Annotated in this window: 16 protein-coding genes; 10 read left to right on the top strand and 6 right to left on the bottom strand. The window is 72.1% G+C overall.

Features of this window, described 5'->3' with window-relative positions; translation table 11 throughout:
• Nucleotides 1-10: 10 nt before the first annotated feature.
• The gene (locus FBZ33_RS16275; RefSeq protein WP_141909705.1) at nt 11-1,198 is read right to left on the bottom strand and encodes a low temperature requirement protein A; all 1,188 of its coding nucleotides are present in this window, start codon (nt 1,196-1,198) and stop codon (nt 11-13) included.
• Nucleotides 1,199-1,367: 169 nt separating this feature from the next.
• Here FBZ33_RS16275 and FBZ33_RS16270 point away from each other — a divergent pair, with 169 nt between their 5' ends.
• The 3 genes from FBZ33_RS16270 to FBZ33_RS16260 all read left to right on the top strand — a co-directional run bounded on the left by FBZ33_RS16270 (nt 1,368) and on the right by FBZ33_RS16260 (nt 4,023).
• Nucleotides 1,368-2,231: a S1 family peptidase gene (locus tag FBZ33_RS16270; RefSeq protein WP_141909704.1), complete on the top strand. Its 864-nt coding sequence runs from the start codon at nt 1,368-1,370 to the stop codon at nt 2,229-2,231.
• An 85-nt stretch (nt 2,232-2,316) separates the two neighbouring features.
• The gene (locus tag FBZ33_RS16265) at nt 2,317-3,342 is read left to right on the top strand and encodes a sugar kinase (RefSeq protein ID WP_141909703.1); all 1,026 of its coding nucleotides are present in this window, start codon (nt 2,317-2,319) and stop codon (nt 3,340-3,342) included.
• Between the two features lie 63 nt (nt 3,343-3,405).
• Entirely contained in the window at nt 3,406-4,023 is a 618-nt protein-coding gene (locus FBZ33_RS16260) for a bifunctional 4-hydroxy-2-oxoglutarate aldolase/2-dehydro-3-deoxy-phosphogluconate aldolase (protein WP_141909702.1), read from the top strand.
• A 33-nt stretch (nt 4,024-4,056) separates the two neighbouring features.
• Here FBZ33_RS16260 and FBZ33_RS16255 read toward each other — a convergent pair whose 3' ends face one another.
• From FBZ33_RS16255 to FBZ33_RS16240, 4 genes are read right to left on the bottom strand one after another with little or no spacing between them, the layout of a single operon-like run.
• A complete protein-coding gene (locus FBZ33_RS16255; RefSeq protein ID WP_141912722.1) occupies nt 4,057-6,201 on the bottom strand; it encodes a penicillin acylase family protein in 2,145 nt (714 codons plus the stop codon).
• 47 nt (nt 6,202-6,248) lie between these two features.
• Entirely contained in the window at nt 6,249-7,073 is an 825-nt protein-coding gene (locus FBZ33_RS16250; protein WP_141909701.1) for an ABC transporter ATP-binding protein, read from the bottom strand.
• A 29-nt stretch (nt 7,074-7,102) separates the two neighbouring features.
• Nucleotides 7,103-8,131, bottom strand: coding sequence for an iron chelate uptake ABC transporter family permease subunit (locus FBZ33_RS16245; RefSeq protein ID WP_141909700.1), 1,029 nt, complete (start codon nt 8,129-8,131; stop codon nt 7,103-7,105).
• Nucleotides 8,128-9,078, bottom strand: coding sequence for an iron chelate uptake ABC transporter family permease subunit (locus FBZ33_RS16240; protein ID WP_141912721.1), 951 nt, complete (start codon nt 9,076-9,078; stop codon nt 8,128-8,130). Before FBZ33_RS16240 ends, FBZ33_RS16245 begins: the two co-directional genes overlap by 4 nt.
• A 236-nt stretch (nt 9,079-9,314) precedes the next feature.
• Between FBZ33_RS16240 and FBZ33_RS16235 the strand changes: the two genes are divergently transcribed.
• From FBZ33_RS16235 to FBZ33_RS16210, 6 genes are all read left to right on the top strand, one after another.
• Nucleotides 9,315-10,346 carry an ABC transporter substrate-binding protein gene (locus FBZ33_RS16235; protein WP_141909699.1) on the top strand — a complete coding sequence of 344 codons (1,032 nt, stop codon included), beginning with the start codon at nt 9,315-9,317 and terminating at the stop codon, nt 10,344-10,346.
• 4 nt (nt 10,347-10,350) lie between these two features.
• Entirely contained in the window at nt 10,351-10,578 is a 228-nt protein-coding gene (locus tag FBZ33_RS33070) for a hypothetical protein (protein ID WP_221629472.1), read from the top strand.
• A 96-nt stretch (nt 10,579-10,674) separates the two neighbouring features.
• Nucleotides 10,675-12,213, top strand: coding sequence for an aspartate aminotransferase family protein (locus FBZ33_RS16225; protein WP_099854185.1), 1,539 nt, complete (start codon nt 10,675-10,677; stop codon nt 12,211-12,213).
• Nucleotides 12,214-12,275: 62 nt separating this feature from the next.
• On the top strand, nt 12,276-13,553 hold the full coding sequence (locus FBZ33_RS16220; RefSeq protein WP_141912719.1) for a lysine N(6)-hydroxylase/L-ornithine N(5)-oxygenase family protein: 1,278 nt from the start codon (nt 12,276-12,278) through the stop codon (nt 13,551-13,553).
• Nucleotides 13,550-14,155, top strand: a complete 606-nt coding sequence (locus FBZ33_RS16215; RefSeq protein ID WP_141909698.1) for a GNAT family N-acetyltransferase — start codon at nt 13,550-13,552, stop codon at nt 14,153-14,155. The genes FBZ33_RS16220 and FBZ33_RS16215 overlap by 4 nt, the downstream gene beginning before the upstream one ends.
• Nucleotides 14,152-15,996: an IucA/IucC family siderophore biosynthesis protein gene (locus FBZ33_RS16210; protein ID WP_141909697.1), complete on the top strand. Its 1,845-nt coding sequence runs from the start codon at nt 14,152-14,154 to the stop codon at nt 15,994-15,996. The genes FBZ33_RS16215 and FBZ33_RS16210 overlap by 4 nt, the downstream gene beginning before the upstream one ends.
• Nucleotides 15,997-16,006: 10 nt before the next feature.
• Here the strand turns inward: FBZ33_RS16210 and FBZ33_RS16205 are convergent, their stop codons facing one another.
• Nucleotides 16,007-16,480: a MarR family winged helix-turn-helix transcriptional regulator gene (locus FBZ33_RS16205; protein ID WP_141909696.1), complete on the bottom strand. Its 474-nt coding sequence runs from the start codon at nt 16,478-16,480 to the stop codon at nt 16,007-16,009.
• Between the two features lie 138 nt (nt 16,481-16,618).
• On the opposite strand from FBZ33_RS16205, the gene FBZ33_RS16200 reads away from it, so the two are divergent.
• Nucleotides 16,619-17,179, top strand: coding sequence for an NADPH-dependent FMN reductase (locus FBZ33_RS16200; RefSeq protein ID WP_141909695.1), 561 nt, complete (start codon nt 16,619-16,621; stop codon nt 17,177-17,179).
• Nucleotides 17,180-17,261 lie beyond the last annotated feature (82 nt).

The raw sequence follows: 17,261 nt of genomic DNA, 5'->3' as shown, positions 1-17,261 counted from the left end.
CCGGCGGAGGTCATCCGGCGGCCTCTCGTGGTCCGAGCCCCCGCCTGGTCTCCCGGCCGTCGCCGGTGGGGACCAGGACGTGCCCGGCCAGCCCCAGGGCCACGATCGCGGTGACCAGCACCGGTGGCCAGCCGCCGGCCCAGGGCAGCAGCAGCAGCGGCAGCAGTTGCCACATCACTCGCCGCCACGGCACGCGAGCGGACAACAGATAGGTGAACAGTGCCCGGCCGAGCACGAACAACAGCGGTCCGCCGATGATCAGCATCAGCCACCGCACCGGTGTCGTTCCGGCCGGCCGGTCGACGACCAGGTCGAAGGAGGCCGCCGTGACCGCCACGCCGACCAGCAGCACCAGATGGGTGTATGGAGCGATCCGGGTGGACCGGCCGGGCACTGACGCGGCCGCGGTTTCGAGCAACTCGCCGGCCCGATAGACATAGATCTGCCACAGCAGCAGCATGATGACGAACGCGCAGAGCAGGGCGGTGATTCTGAGGCGGTCGAACTCGCTGCGGCTGAGCTCCAGGGTGGGCACCAGGATGATGTCGCCGAGGGCCAGGATGACGAACTGCTGGTACCGCTCGCCCAGGTGCGCGGTGGTCCGGTCGTACTGGTCGAGAGGCACCCGGCCGAGCCGCGGTGTGGGGTAGCGCGCCGCTGCGGAGAGCAGGTCGATGGCGATCGCGGTGGTCCAGATCCACCACCGCGCGGTGTCGGCCAGCGCCCCGACGATCCAGAGGACGCCGGACACCAGGAACCAGAACAGGAACCGGGTGGCTCGCGCCATGGCCGAGGGGTGATGCTGTCGGTACAACGTGCTGACCAGGACGATGCCGCGCACCACGTGGGTGCCGACGTAGGCGAGCGCGAAGGCCATGGCCTGTCCACCGGCGACCATCGGCAGCGAGGCCGCCATCCCCACCGATCCGACCATGGCCACCATGAGAATGGCCTGGATGGGGCGTTGCTGCGGGTCGTAGAACTCGGTCGTGGTGGAGGTGACCGACCACGTCCACCAGATCGCCGTCAGCATCAGCAACACCGCAGCGCTGCGCGCCCAGGATTCCTGATCGGCGAGGAGCTTCGAGGTCTGCGCGAGCGCGGCCACGAAGACCACGTCGAAGAGCAACTCCAGCAGCGTCGCCCGGGTCGACCCGTCCCGACGGCGTACCAGTGCCGCGGTGCCTCCGGTGGTCATGCCCGGCCTCCCGCCGTCTCCCGAGGATTATCGGCGGCGTCGGCGCGGCCCGTCCCCGGATCGGCGATTCTCGCGGGTCGGGGAAGGGGACGGCCGAAGGTTGCCACCGCGTCGGACGCCGGGCGATGCTGAACGACATCCATCTATTTCGATCTCTACGGAGGCTTGGATGCGCCGCTCCCCGCTCGTCGCCCTCGTCCTGACCGTCCTCCTGGTCGTCGCACCCGGCGCGGCGCAGGCCGCCGTCCCCGACCGGGCCGCCGCGCCCGCCGCCGATCCGGCGGCCGTGTTGGCCGGGGTACGCACCGCCGGCACCGCCTGGGGCGTCGACCCCGCCACCGGGCGGATGACCCTCACCGTCGACGACACCGTGACCCCCGCCGAGCTGAGGGCGCTGCGGGCGACAGCCGACCGGGCCGGCGCGCTGCTGCGCCGCGAACCCGGAACCCTGCGCACCCTGATCGCCGCCGGGCAGGGCATCTACGGCGGTGGCGGCGGTCGCTGCTCGCTCGGAGCGAACGTGCGCAGCGGCAGCACCTACTACGTCATCACCGCCGGGCACTGCACCACCACCGCCAGCACCTGGTACGCCGACAGCGCCCAGACCACAGTGCTGGGCACCCGCACCGCCACCAGTTTCCCCGGCAACGACTACGGGCTGATCCGCTACACCGGCCGGATCGCGCATCCGAGCGCGGTCTACACCTACCCCGGACTGCTGCCCATCAACGGTCCCGGCAACGCGTACGTCGGTCAGGCGGTGTGTCGCAGCGGTGTGACCACCGGGGTGCGGTGCGGCACCGTCACCGGTCTGAACCAGACTGTCAACTACTCCAACGGGGTGATCTACGGCCTGATCCGCACCAACATCTGCGCCGAGCCGGGGGACAGCGGCGGACCGCTCTACGTGGCCTCCACCGGCGCCATCCTCGGCATCCTCTCCGGCGGCAGCGGCAACTGCACCTCCGGCGGCACCACCTACTACCAGCCGATCGCGGAGGTGCTGGCCGCGTACGGGCTGACGTTGCCCTGACCCTCGGCACCGGGTTGCCCGGCTCACGCGGGACACCATAGGCTCGGCGGCGCCAAGGACTCCCGCCGCGAGGACGTGTGCGCTCATGCCGACCGACCACCGAGCTGACCTGGCGTCCGTCCCGGGCGGCCTTGCGCCGGTCGAGGTGGTCGCGGTCGGCGAGACGATGGTGGTGCTCTGCCCCGCGCCGGGTGAGCCGCTGGAGCACGCCGAACGGGTCGCCGTCTCGGTGGGCGGCGCGGAGTCCAACGTGGCCGGTTACCTGGCCCGACTGGGGCACTGGGCGACCTGGGTGAGCCGGGTCGGCGACGACCCCTTCGGTCGGGCCGTCGTCCGGCACGTCGCCGCCGCTGGCGTCCGGGTCGACCAGGTCGTCGTGGACCCGGCCGCCCCCACCGGTCTGTACGTCAAGGACCCGGGCCCGGAGGGCACCGCCGTGCACTACTACCGGGCCGGGTCGGCGGCCTCCCGGATGGCCCCGGAGACGCTGGCCGACCCGGGGCTGGCCGGCGCCCGTGTGCTGCACCTGTCCGGCATCACCCCGGCGCTCTCCGCGTCCTGCCGGGCGTTGGTCGAGCACGCGGTGACCGACCGCCCGCTGGCGGGGTCGCTGGTCAGCTTCGACGTCAACCACCGGTCCCGGCTGTGGCCCGCCGAGCAGGCCGCGCCGGTGCTGCGTGACCTCGCCAACCGCTGCGACCTGGTCTTCGTTGGCCAGGACGAGGCGGAGACGCTGTGGGGCACCACCGACCCGCTGGCCGTACGCCGGTTGTTGCCCGACCCGGAGACGCTGGTGGTCAAGGACGGCGCGGTCGGTGCCACAGCGATGTGCCGTGACGCCGAGCCGGTCTTCGTGCCCGCTCCCCGGGTGGCCGTGGTGGAGCCGGTCGGCGCCGGCGACGCCTTCGCCGCCGGCTACCTGGCCGGGCTGCTGCGCGACCTGGATCCCGTGCGGCGGTTGCGCCTCGGCCACCTGGTCGCGGCGCAGGCGTTGACCAGCAGCGGCGACAACGCCCCGGTCCCGCCGTGGGCCTGGTTCGAGAGGCTGCTCGCCGCCCCTGACGAGGCCTGGTCGCCGCTCGATCTGACCGGCGCGCCAGCGCGGGTCTGAGTGGTCGGTTTCCGATCGGGCCAGCAGCCAACAGACTCACCGCGATCTCGGATGGAGTGGACCATGACCACAGCGGATTTCGACCATATCTTCGGCGGCGCCCGGGTGATGGCCATCCTGCGCGGCCTGCCGGTCGCCGAGACGGTCCGGCTCGCTGAGCGGGCCTGGGACCTCGGCATCGACGTGGTGGAGGTTCCGGTGGCCACCCCCGAGGCGGTGCCGGCCCTGCGCGCCGCCGTCCAGGCGGGCACCGAGCGCGGGCGGATCGTCGGCGCGGGCACCGTGCTCGACGTCGAGCAGGTCGCCGCCTCGGCCGACGCGGGTGCCGCGTTCACCGTCGCGCCCGGCCTGGACCTCGCGGTCGCCGACGCCGCCGCCGCGCGTGGCCTGCCGCACCTGCCGGGTGTGGCCACCCCCACCGAGGCCCAGCAGGCGCTGCGGCACGGCCTCACCTGGCTCAAGGCGTTTCCCGCGGTCTCTCTCGGGCCCGCCTGGTTCAAGGCCGTCGCCGGTCCGCTGCCGCAGCTGCGGTTCGTCGCGACCGGCGGCCTGGACGCGGGCAACGCCGGCGCGTTCCTGCAAGCCGGCGTACGGGTGGTGGCGGTCGGTTCCGCCCTGTCCGACCCGGAGCAGCTGGACCGGTTGGCCGAGCTGACCACCCTCGGCGTGCCCGCGAGGTGAGCCGGCGATGGCGGGTTTGCGCCATGGCAGCGTTCAGCCGGGCGTTCGGCCTGCGCTGACGCCACCGAGATCGGCCGCTGCCTGGCGCATCCCGGGCAGCGGCCGGTCCGCGTTCCGATCGTGGGCGTCCCGCTCCTCGGCGAGCTGATCCCATTCGGTGATCACCGGCAGCAGCTCCCCGGACAGCCAGGCGGCACTCTGGTCGTCGTGGTGTGCGTCGCCGGCCACCCCGCAGGTGCCCAGCGGGACCACCCAACGGCTGTCCTCGCGTCGGGCCAGGTCCCAGACGAAGCGCGCCGTCGGCCCCCGGAAGCACCAGTGGGTGACCCCGGGCACGCTGGAGGTGGCCAGCACACAGTCGTGATCGCCGTCGAGTCGGGGGCCCGGCCCGGGGTCCGGGTCGGGCAACGCCCGCCACGCCGCCAGCCGGTGCAGATCGCCCCAGCGCACCGGGTCTTCCGCCGCGCCGGCGACCTCCTCGGCCGCCGCACGCACCAGCGCTGCCACGTCCACGCCGGGCAGCGGCGCCGCGCCGAGCAGGTGCTCCAGCGCGTAACCGACGCGCGGCGTCAGCGCCAACCAGGGCGCGAACACCTCCGGGTACGCGGGCGGCTCCGCCAGCGCGGCCAGCGCCGGATGGGCGGCGATCCGACGTACGACAGCGGCCCGCAGGACGGCGAACCGCGCCGCGTCGGTGCTGTCGGCGGCCATCCGCCGGTCCCAGTGTCGAAGCCGTTCACGCAGCGCGGCGGTGGCCGGGTCGAGCCCGGTCAGCCCTTCCAGCACCGCCAGCAGGGGCTCGGCCGAGCCCAGGTACGTGTCGGTGTGCACCTCGGCCAGCCCGTCGGCAGTCCAGTCGTGACCGGCGTCGAGCAGCTCGGCGATCCGGTGCGCCCGGTGCGGCGGGGCGAACTCGACCCCGAGCGGTGCCGCCAACCCTCGCTCGTTGGCCATCACCGCCCGGCCGACCACCGTGGCCCGGGGCATCGGCGCGTACCAGCCCTGCCAGGCGTGCTCGGCGTCCCACCCGGGGACCACCCGCCGACCGTTGTCCGGATGCCGCACCGGCACCGCGCCGGCGACCCGGTGCAACAGCCCCCCGGCGGTGTCCGCGGCCTGCACCACGTTGACCGGCTCGACCCAGTGCCGCAGCGCGTGGTCCACATCGGTCACGGTGCGGGCGCGCAGCAACTCCGGCAGCGTCGCGAAGCCCAGCTCCGCGCGGACCCGGGGCGGGTAGCGCAGGCTGATGGCCGTCTCGTCGTCCGGCCCGCCGACGATCACCGGACCTCGATCGGTCTCCACCACCTCGACCTCGACCGGATGCGCTCCGGCCACCTCGATCGTCTCCAGGTGGGAGTGCGCGGGCCGCCAACCGTCCGGGCCGAGCGCCTGCACCTGTCCGCCGTCCCGGCGCAGCCGCTCGGTGTACAGGTCCTGGTAGTCGGCCATCGCGTTGGTGATCGCCCAGGCCACCGCCCCGGTGTGCCCGAAGTGCGCGATGCCCGGCACACCGGGCACCGCCAGCCCGACCACGTCGTACTCCGGGCAGGCCAGCCGGATCTGCTGGTAGACGCCCGGATCCTCGAAGAACCGGTGCGGATCCCCGGCGAGCAGCGCGGCGCCGGTGCCGGTGCGTTCGGCGGCGAGCAGCCAACCGTTGCTGCCGGCGACGGACGGCCCGTCAGTGGCGAACACGTCCACCGCCTCCGGACCGAGCCGCTGCGCCACGTGCTCCCGCCAGAGCTTGCCGGGGAAGCCCGCGAACAGGATGTGGTGGCCCAACCAGACCCCGAGCGGCGTCCACGGCTCCCACCGGCCCGGTGTCAGCCCGGTGGCGGCGAACTCCGGCGCGCGGGCCGCCCCGGCGGCGAGACCGTCGTTGACCCCGGCCACGTACGCGCCCACCCACTCGGCGGTCGCCGGGTCGAGCGCCGCGTGGCAGCGGCGTGCGGTGTCGTCGAGCCGGACCTGCCGGGCGAACCGGTCCCAGTCGAGCGCGTCGACGCCGAGGAAGGCGGCGCTGGTGCCCTGGGCGCGGTGCCGTTCCACCTCGATCTGCCAGGCCCGGTCGTACGCGGTCACCCGGCCCTGCGCCGCCGCCAGCGCGAGCGGGTCGCCGGCCCGCAGGTGCGGCACGCCCCACGGGTCACGGAAACGCCGGGCGCCGCCGAGCACGCCGGTCTGCTCGCTGCTGTGCTCGCTGGTTCGCTCGCTGCGCTCGCTCACGCCGGCTCCGGGGCGAGGGTGGTGGCACGCCGCCGGGCCGCCGGCACGACCAGCGGGGTGCCGGTCTCCGGGTCGTCGATGACCCGGCAGGGCAGCCCGAACACCTCCGCCACCAGGTCGGCGGTGACCACCGACGACGGTTCCCCGGCGGCCACCACGCGCCCGTCGCGCATGGCGATCAGATGCGTGGCGTAGCGGGCCGCGTGGTTCAGGTCGTGCAGCACCGCGACCAGCGTGCGCCCCTGCTCCTCGTGCAACCGGGCACAGAGGTCCAGGATCTCGATCTGGTGGGCGATGTCGAGGTACGTGGTCGGCTCGTCGAGCAGCAGCAGCGGGGTCTGCTGGGCCAGCGCCATGGCGATCCACACCCGCTGCCGTTGCCCGCCGGACAACTCGTCCACCGACCGGTCGGCGAGGTCGTCGACACCGGTCGCGGCCATCGACTCCTCGACCACCCGTTCGTCCTCGCGCGACCACTGCCGCAGCAGCCCCTGGTGGGGGTAGCGACCCCGGGCGACCAACTCGGCGGCGGTGATCCCGTCCGGCGCGATCGACGACTGGGGGAGCAGACCGAGAGTGCGGGCCACCTTGCGGGCCGGCAGGTCGTGGATGTCCCGCCCGTCGAGCAGCACGGTGCCGGCGCTCGGGCGCAGCATCCGGGACAGCGCGCGCAGCAGCGTCGACTTGCCACACGCGTTCGGCCCGATGATCACCGTGAACGAGTTGTCGGGTACCGCGACGGTCAGGTTCTCGGTGATGGTGCGCTGGTCGTAGGCGAGGGTCAGCGCGGTGCCGCCGAGCCGGGAACTGCCGGGGTGCATGGGTGCTCCTTCGAGGGCGTCGCGGGTGTTCACAGCCGGCCCGCCCGGCGTTCCATCGCCAGCAGCCAGACCAGATAGCCGCCGCCGATCACTCCGGTCACCACACCGACCGGAAGCTGGTGCCCGGGAAACGCGCGCTGGGCCACCAGGTCGGCGCCGACCAGCAGCGCCGCACCGACGGCCATCGACGGCAGCAGGTTCGGGCCGGGCGCCCGGGTCAGCCGCTTCGTCACGTGCGGCGCGACCAGCGCGACGAACGACACCGGCCCGGCGGCGGCCGCCGCGAACGAGACCAGCAGCACCGCCGCCGCGAGCAGCACCAGGCGCAGCCGGCGCACCGGCACGCCCAGGGCGCTGGCCGTGTCGTCCCCCAACTCCATCATCCGCAGCGCTGTGCCGCATCCGATGAGCACCACGGGCGCCAGCACGACCAGGACGACGAGCAGCGGCCCGGCGTTGGCCCAGCCCCGCCCGTCCAGGCTGCCGGTGAGCCAGAGCACCGCGCGGGCGGCGTCCATCAGCGGTGCCCGGGTCAGCAGGTAGCCGTTGACGCCGGTCAGGATCGCGGAGATGCCGATGCCGACCAGGATGAGCCGGAACCCGTGCACCCCGCGTCGCCAGGCGAGCGCGTAGATCACCAGGCCGGTGGCGAGGCCGCCGACGACCGCGGCGCCGGCCAGCGCCAGGCTGCTGCCACCGAGCACGATCACGACCAGCGCGCCGGCCGACGCGCCCTGGGTGAAGCCGAGGATGTCCGGGCTGCCCAGCGGGTTACGGACCAGCGACTGGAACACCGTGCCGGCCAGCGACAGCGCCGCCCCGACCAGCAGGGCGGTGACCAGTCGGGGCAGTCGCAGCTCGTGCACGATGAACTGCTCCGCCGGCGTGCCGCCGCCCACGAGGGTGCGCAGCACTTGGGTCGGGCCCATCGGATAGTCACCACTGCCCAGGGCGACCAGGCCCAACCCGGCCGCGAGCACTGCCGCGCCGAGACCGATGGCCATCGCGCGGGGACGGAACCGCACCGACAACCCACCCGGCGTACGAAGAACTGTCACGGGTGGGCCACCTTCGCGCGGGTGACCAGCCACAGGAAGAGCGGGCCGCCCAGCACGGCGGTCACCATGCCGACCTGGAGTTCTCCGGGTCGGCCCAGCACCCGGCCGAGCACGTCGGCGCCGAGCAGCAGGGCGGGCGCGAGCACCGCGCAGTACGGCAGCAGCCAGCGCAGGTCCGGGCCGGTCAGGGCGCGTACCAGGTGGGGCACCAGCAGCCCGACGAAGACGATCGGGCCGCAGGCGGCGGTCGCGGCGCCGCAGAGCAGCGTGACCGCCACGATCACGGCGGCGCGGATCAGCCCGGGTCGGGCACCCAGTGCCCGTGCGGCGTCGTCGCCGAGCGCGAGGGCGTTCAGCGGTCGGGCGGCGCCGAGCGCGACCAGGAGGCCGACCAGGATGAATGGCAGCACCCGGGTCACCGTCGCGGAGTCCGCGCTGGCCAGCGAGCCGACCGTCCAGAACCGCAGCCGGTCCAGCGAGGCCGTGTCCAGCAGCATCACCGCGCTCACGTACGAGTAGAGGGTGGCGTTGAGCGCCGCGCCGGCCAGCGCGAGGCGGGCCGGGGTGGCCCCACGCCCGCCGCCGACGGCGTAGACGAGTGCGGTCACCACCGCCGCGCCGAACAGCGCGAACCAGACGTACCCGCCGATGGCGGTGACGCCCAGGAACGCGGCGGCGGTGGCGACGGCCGCGGACGCGCCGGCGTTGATACCGAGCAGCCCGGGGTCGGCGAGGGGGTTGCGGGTGAGGGCCTGCATGACCGCGCCGGCCACGCCGAGCGCGGCGCCGGCAAGCAGGCCGAGCAGGGTACGCGGCAGGCGCATCCGGTGTACCACGGCGTACTCGGTGGCGTCGCGGTGCAGCAACCCGGACCAGACGTCGGCGAGCGGTAGGGCTTTCGCTCCGACCGCGATGCTGAGCACCACGATCACCCCGAGCAGCGCCACGGCGGCGACGAGGCCGGCGGCGCGGGCCGTCCGCGCACCGCGCCGAGCCGGGGGGCCGGCCGATTTCCTGTCCGTCACCGACGGTGTCGCCTCGGTGACGGTAGCTGTGGCGTCCAGTGTGGGCTCCGGAGTTGTGGTGGCACGGCGGACCGCTGTTGACAATGACCGAGGTTAGGCTAACCTAACCCCGCTGCCCTGGTCGAGCCCGGCCAGACCCTTGATCGAAAGACAACACCATGACCGATGCCCTGTCCGCACGTCGCCTCTCCCGCCGTGGCCTGCTGGCCGCCGGTGGTGCCGCCACGTTGGCCACCCTGCTCGCCGCCTGCGGCAAGGACGACACCGCGAAGCCCGCCGCCGGCAACGGAAGTGGTCCCTGGTCGTTCACCGACGACCGCGGTACGAAGGTCGATGCCGCAGCCCGCCCAACCCGCGTCGTGGCCTTCACCGGCGTGGCGGCGGCACTGATCGATTTCGGTCTCGACAAGCAGCTCGTCGGAGTGTTCGGTGAAACCAAACGAGCCGACGGCAGTGCCGACCCCCAGGCCGGCGACCTGAACGTCGAGGGCGTCGAGATCCTCGGCAACGTGTGGGGCGAGTTCAGCCTGGAGAAGTACGCGGCGCTGCGCCCCGAGCTGCTGGTCACCCACATGTACGACCCGGACGCCCTCTGGTACGTGCCGGACGAGAGCAAGAGCAAGATCCTCCCGCTCGCGCCCAGTGTGGCGATCACCACCGCCCGGGTGCCGATGACCAAGCCGATCGAGCGCTACGCCGCGCTGGCCGAGTCGCTCGGCGCGGACCTGTCCGCGAAGAAGGTCACCGACGCGAAGACCCGCTTCGACGCCGCCGCCGAGGCGGTCCGGCAGGCGGTCAAGGCCAACCCCGGCATCAAGGTGATGGCCTGCTCCGGCAGCCCCGACCTGTTCTACGTCTCCAACCCGAAGGTCAGCACCGACCTGATGTACTTCGCCGAGTTGGGCGTCGACATCGTGGTGCCCAACAAGCTCGAATCCGGCGACTACTTCGAGGCGCTGAGCTGGGAGAACACCGGCAAGTTCCCGGCCGATTTGATCCTGCTGGACAACCGCAGCACCGCCCTCCAGCCCAAGGACCTCGCCGCCAAGCCGACCTGGCAGCAACTGCCGGCGGTCAAGGCCAACCAGGTCACCGCCTGGGACGCTGTGCCCCGCTTCTCGTACGCCGGCTCCGCGCCGCTGCTGGAAAACCTCGCCACCGCCATCCGGAACGCGAAGAAGGTCAGCTGACGCCATGAGTACGAGCACCGTCGAACCGATCGCCCTCCAGTACCGCTTCTTCGCCGCGCACGTCGTACGGGCGTCGGGTCGGAGCCTCGCTGGTCCGGGTGACCTTCGGCGGTGCGGACCTGACGGCGAGCGCGGCTTCGACCGTCGGCGGGTGACCTTCGCCGGCTACTGGCGCTGTGGGCTCTCGGAAGAGGACCTGCGCGCCGAGGCGCTGGTCGGCGCCACTGCCTGAGTGGCGAACCCATCAGAAAGGCAGCACCACCCCGAGGCGCACCGCCGCGCCGGGGAGGTTCCGGCTGCCCTCGTCCAGAACGTGGAAGGACTTCGAGTGACAGTGCCGACGTACCCCGTCGAGAACACCGCGCCGTCACCGGCGCCCGCCGCCGCGCGGGCCCAACTGTTGCACGACGGCTCGGTCGAGCAGTACCGGCGGGCGATCGCCGACGGCGTCGACCGCGTCGCCCGCCGGGTGGCCACAGTGGACCGTCCCGTCACCGGGATCACGCCCGCCGAGCTGGCCCCCCTGGTCGACCGGGTGGACCTGGACCGGCCGTTGGGCGACGCCGGCGCCGCGCTGGACGAGCTGGAGGACGTCTACCTGCGCGACGCCGTCTGGTTCCACCACCCCCGCTACCTCGCCCACCTCAACTGCCCGGTGGCCATCCCGGCGCTGCTCGGCGAGGCGGTGCTCACCGCCGTGAACTCGTCCCTGGACACCTGGGACCAGAGCGCCGGGGCGACCCTCATCGAGCGGCGCCTGATCGACTGGACCGCCGAGCGGATCGGCCTCGGTCCCAGCGCGGACGGCGTCTTCACCAGCGGCGGCAGCCAGTCCAACCTCCAGGCGCTGCTGCTGGCCCGCGAGGAGGCGTGCGTCGACGCGGTCGGCCCGGCGGCCCGCGCGGAGCTGCTGCCCCGACTGCGGGTGCTCACCTCCGCGGCCGGTCACTTCAGCGTGCAGAAGTCGGCCAAACTGCTCGGCCTCGCCCCGGACGCCGTGATCGCGGTGCCCACCGACGCCCGGCGACGGATCCGGGCGTCCGCCGTCCGCGAGGAGATCGAGCGCTGCCGGCAGGCCGGGCTGGTGGTGATGGCGGTCGTCGCCACCGCCGGCACCACCGACTTCGGCTCCATCGACCCGTTGACGGAGCTCGCCGGGATCTGTGCGGCGACCGGTGTCTGGCTGCACGTGGACGCCGCGTACGGCTGCGGTCTGCTGATCTCGCCGACGCGCCGGCACCTGCTCGACGGCATCGAACGGGCCGACTCGGTGACCGTCGACTTCCACAAGTCGTTCTTCCAGCCGGTCAGCTCCAGCGCGCTGCTGGTCCGCGACCGGGGGGTGCTGCGGCACGCCACCTACCACGCCGACTACCTCAACCCGGCCCGGATGGTGGAGCAGCGCATCCCCAACCAGGTCGACAAGAGCCTGCAGACCACCCGCCGCTTCGACGCGCTGAAGCTCTGGCTGACACTGCGGGTGATGGGCCCGCACGCGCTCGGCGCGCTCTTCGACGAGGTGGTCGACCGGGCCGCCGACGCCTGGCAGTTGGTCAGCGAGGACCCCCGCTTCGAGGTGGTGACCCGCTCCGAGCTGAGCACTGTGGTCTTCCGCTACCTGCCCACCGGCCCCGGCCGGGACCTGGCCGACGCGGCCAACCTGCACGCCCGGGAGGCCCTCGCGGCGTCCGGCCTCGCCGTGGTCGCCGGGACCCGGGTCGACGGCCGGCACTTCTTGAAGTTCACCCTGCTCAACCCGGCGACCACAGTCGAAGACGTCGGTTACGTCCTCGACCTGATCGCCACCCACGCCGGCCGCTACGTGCACGACCACGTCACCGCCGACCTGACCTGCCACGTCGGCTGATGCCGATCGACCTGCCTCGTCGGCTGACGCCGATGAACTCCAATCTGGGCCTGGAGGGCCGGATGTCCACCCACGACTTCATCGCTATCGGGCTGGGCCCGTACAACCTGGGCCTGGCCTGCCTCACGGCGCCGATCGACGAGCTGGACGGGGTGTTCCTGGAGGCCCGCCCGAGCCTCGCCTGGCACCCCGGCATGCTGCTGGAGTCGGCGCGCCTGCAGACCCCGTTCATCGCCGACCTGGTCAGCCTCGCCGACCCGACGTCGCCGTACTCCTTCCTCAACTACCTCAAGGAGATCGGCCGGCTCTACCCGTTCTACATCCGGGAGAGCTTCTACCCGCTGCGCAGCGAGTACGACGCGTACTGCCGGTGGGCGGCGGCGAAGCTGCCGAACGTGCGCTTCGGTCAGACCGTGACCACTGTGGAGTACGACTCCGCCGACGACCGGTACGTGGTGCGGGCCAGCACCGGCACCGGAGAGACCGTCGAGTACGTGGCCCGGCACCTGGTGCTCGGCACCGGCACCCCGCCGTACCTGCCCGACGCCGTCGCCGCGCTGCCCGGGGACGCCGTGCACAACTCCCGTTACCTGGAGCACCGGGCGGCGCTGCGCACCAAGCGCAGCATCACAGTGGTGGGCAGTGGGCAGAGCGCCGCCGAGATCTACCACGACCTGCTCGGTGACATCGGCCGGTACGGCTACCAGCTCAACTGGGTGACCCGTTCGCCGCGGTTCTTCCCGCTCGAATACACCAAGCTGACGCTGGAGATGACCTCACCGGACTACGTGGACTACTTCCACGCGCTGCCCGAGGCGACCCGCTACCGGCTGGAGACCGAGCAGAAGGGCCTGTTCAAGGGGATCAACGCGGATCTGATCAACGAGATCTTCGACCTGTTGTACGCGCACACCGTCGACGGACCGGTGAACACCCGCCTGCTCACCAACACTGAGCTGGTCGGGGCCGACCACCAGGACGGGGTGTACACGCTCGGACTGCGTCAGGTGGAGCAGGAGCGGGACTTCACAGTGCGTACCGAGGGGTTGGTGCTGGCGACCGGCTACCACTACCGGGTGCCGGAGTTCCTCGCGCCGGTGCGTGACCGGATCCGCTGGGACGGGCACGGCCGGTTCGACGTGGCCCGCAACTACAGCATCGACCACAGCGGGCGGGGCATCTTCCTGCAGAACGCGGGCACCCACACGCACAGCATCACCTCGCCGGACCTGGGCATGGGCCCCTACCGCAACTCCTGGATCATCCGTGAGCTGCTCGGCCGGGAGTACTACCCGATCGAGAAGAGCATCACCTTCCAGGAGTTCGGGGTGACGTCGTGAGCGTCGTCTTCGCCCGCTCCGACGATCGGCTCGGCGAGTTCGCCCTGCGTGCGCTCGATCTGGACACCGACGCCGCGCTGCTGCACACCTGGGTGACCCACCCGAAGGCGGCGTTCTGGCTGATGCAGGACGCCGACCTGGCCCGGGTGACCGAGGAGTACCAGCGGATCGCCGAACACCTGCACCACGACGCGTACCTCGGGTTGTGGCGGGGGAGTCCCGCCTTCCTCGCCGAGCGCTACGACCCGGCCCACGTCGAGCTGGCCGGCCTCTACGACCACCAGCCCGGTGACGTGGGCATGCACTTCCTCTGCGCGCCCGTCGGCACTCCGGTGCACGGCTTCACCCGGGCGGTCCTCGGCACCGTCATGGCGTGGCTCTTCGACGACCCCGCGACCAGGCGGGTGGTGGTCGAGCCGGACGTCCGCAACACGGCCGTGCACGCGCTGAACGCCGCCGTCGGCTTCGAGGTCGTCGGCCCGATCGCCAAGCCCGAGAAGGACGCGCTGCTCAGCGTCTGCACCCGAGCCCAGTTCCAGGCCGCCGACTTCGCCGCCGCCGACCGCCCCGCCGCCGCCCGAACCGAAGGAGCCCCGGCGTGACCGCCACCGCCGTTCCCACCCAGACGCCCGCCGCCGGGCACGCCGCTTCCGGAGACCCGGTCGGGCACCTCACCCCGCAGCGCTGGGCCCGGGCCAACCGGCTGCTGGTCCGCAAGGCGCTCGCCGAGTTCACCCACGAACGACTGCTCGCACCGGAGCCCGTGCCGGGCCCCGACGACCGGCAGTTCTACGAGGTTCGCAGCGACGACGGCACTGTCACCTACCGCTTCGCCGCGCGGGTGCTCGCCCTGGCGCACTGGCAGATCGACGCCGACAGCATCACCCGGCACCGCGACGGCACGCCGCTGCCACCCGACGCGGTGGATTTCATCGTCGAGCTGCGCGGCACCCTCGGGCTCTCCGCGCGGGTGCTCCCGGTCTACCTGGAGGAGATCACCTCGACGCTGGCGGGCACCGCGTACAAGCTGGCCAAGGCCATGCCCGCCGCCGCAGAGCTGGCCACTGCGGATTTCCAGACCATCGAGACGTCGATGACCGAGGGCCACCCCTGCTTCGTGGCCAACAACGGCCGCCTCGGCTTCGGCGTCGACGAGTACCACCGCTACGCCCCGGAGACCGCCGAGGCGGTACGCCTGGAGTGGCTCGCCGCGCACCGGGACCACTCGACGTTCAGCAGCGCCGCCGACCTCGACTACGACGCGCTGATCGAGAGCGAGCTGGACGCGCAGACCCGGGCCCGGTTCGCGGCCACGATGGCCGACCTGGGCCTCGACCTCGCCGACTACCACCTGATCCCGGCGCACCCGTGGCAGTGGTGGAACAAGCTGGCGGTCACCTTCGCCGGGGAGCTGGCCGAACGTCGGCTGGTGCACCTCGGCCCCGGGCCGGACGCGTACCTCGCCCAGCAGTCCATCCGCACCTTCTTCAACGTGAGCGAGCCGAGCCGGCACTACGTGAAGACGGCGCTGTCGGTGCTGAACATGGGCTTCATGCGGGGGTTGTCGGCCGCGTACATGGCGGCCACCCCGGCGATCAACGACTGGCTGGCCGACCTGATCGCGCAGGACGAGGTGCTGGCCGGCACCGGCCTGACCGTGATCCGGGAACGGGCCGCTGTGGGTTACCGGCACCGGCAGTACGAGGCGGCGACCGACCGCACCTCCCCGTACCGGAAGATGTTGGCCGCCCTGTGGCGCGAGAGCCCGGTGCCCGACCTGGCGCCGGGGCAGCGACTGTCCACCATGGCCGCGCTGCTGCACGTGGACAACGACGGCGGCTCGCTGGCGGCGGCGCTGATCGCCCGGTCCGGGTTGGCGCCCGAGGTCTGGCTGCGTCGCTACCTGGACGCCTACCTGACCCCGCTGCTGCACAGCTTCTACGCTCACGACCTGGCGTTCATGCCGCACGGCGAGAACGTCATCCTGGTCCTCGACGAGCACGACACGGTCGAGCGGGTGATCTTCAAGGACATCGCCGAGGAGATCGCGGTGATGAGCGCCGACGTCGAGCTGCCCGCCGAGGTGGAGCGGATCCGGGTCGACGTGCCCGACGACACCAAGCTGCTGACCATCTTCACCGACGTGGTGGACTGCTTCCTGCGTCACCTCAACGCGGTCCTGGTCGAGGCCGGCGTGCTCGCCGAGGACGACTTCTGGCGTACGGTCGCGGCCTGCGCGGCCGACTACTTCGACCGGGTGCCGCACCTGGCCGAGCGGGTCCGCCACTACGACCTGTTCGCCCCGGAGTTCACGTTGTCCTGCCTCAACCGGCTCCAGCTACGCAACAACCAGCAGATGGTCGATCTGGCCGACCCGTCGGCGGCTCTCCAGTTCGTCGGCACCCTCGTCAACCCGCTGGCGGCCCACGCGCCGACCCGCTGACCACGAGCTCTCAGCGGGTCGGCTCCGCCGTGCCGGCCCGCTGGAACGCACGGGCCAACTGGGCCAGGTCGAAGCCCTCGAAGTGCTGGAGGAACCGGCGGCGTACGGCGGCCAGGTGACTGGGCCAGGACTCCTGGAGTCGGGCGAAGCCGGCGTCGGTGAGGACGGCGTTCCAGCCGCGGGCGTCCTCCTCGCACCGTTCCCGCTTGACCAGCCCCTGCGTCTCCAACCGGATGATCGTGCGGGTCATGCCGCTGAGCGAGAGATGGCACAGCGCCGCGAGCTCGTGCATGCGCATCCGCCGGTCCGGTGCCTCCGACAGGTTCATCAGGGCGGTGTACTCGGTGAGTGGTAACTGACGGTCAACGACCATGTCTGCGTCGATCGCACGGGGCAACACGTGCATCACCTGGCCCAGAGCGCGGACCAGGGCCTCCTCGTCGAGGTTGAGAGGTTGCGGCGTCGGCGCGGAGGGGTTGGACATCCTCATATCATACTTGTTTGACTGAGCAAATGGTTACCCTCCGTGTGATTACGACCATAACCAGAGTATTTGCTTGACCAATCAAGCATCGGTTAGCGTTCTGGCCGTCAGGCAAGGACCTCTGGAAGGGCACCACACATGACCAGGATCGGGATCATCCTCGGAAGCACCCGTCCGGGGCGTAACGGGGAAGCCGTCGCCCGCTGGGTGCTGGAGATCGCCAAGCAGCGCTCCGACGCGGAGTACGAGCTGATCGACCTGCTCGACTACCAGCTGCCGCACCTCGACGAGGCGTACCCGCCCTCGATGGGTCAGTACTCCCAACCGCACACGCTGCGTTGGGCCGAGACGATCGCCTCGTACGACGGGTTCATCATCGTCACCCCCGAGTACAACCACTCCACCTCGGGCGCCCTGAAGAACGCGATCGACTTCCTCTACGCCGAGTGGAACAACAAGGCCGTCGGCTTCGTCAGCTACGGCTCGGTCGGCGGGGCGCGTGCCGTGGAGCACCTGCGTCTGATCTCCGGTGAGCTTCAGATGGCCGACGTGCGCTCGCAGGTCGCGCTGTCGCTCTTCACCGACTTCGAGAACTTCAGCACCTTCAAGCCCAACGAGTTCCAGCAGGACGCGCTGACCACCACGCTCGACCAGGTGGTCGCCTGGAGCTCCGCGCTCGCCCCGCTGCGCAAGGGCTGACCGTTTCGGGCTTTCCGGCGGCGGCCGCGGGATCCTTCCCGCGGCCGTCGCCGTGCCCGCATGTGCGGGCCAACCGGATCGG

The sequence above is a fragment of the Micromonospora sp. A202 genome (assembly GCF_006715105.1).
Lineage (GTDB): Bacteria > Actinomycetota > Actinomycetes > Mycobacteriales > Micromonosporaceae > Micromonospora > Micromonospora zamorensis.
This window is presented reverse-complemented; position numbering and strand designations above follow the sequence as displayed.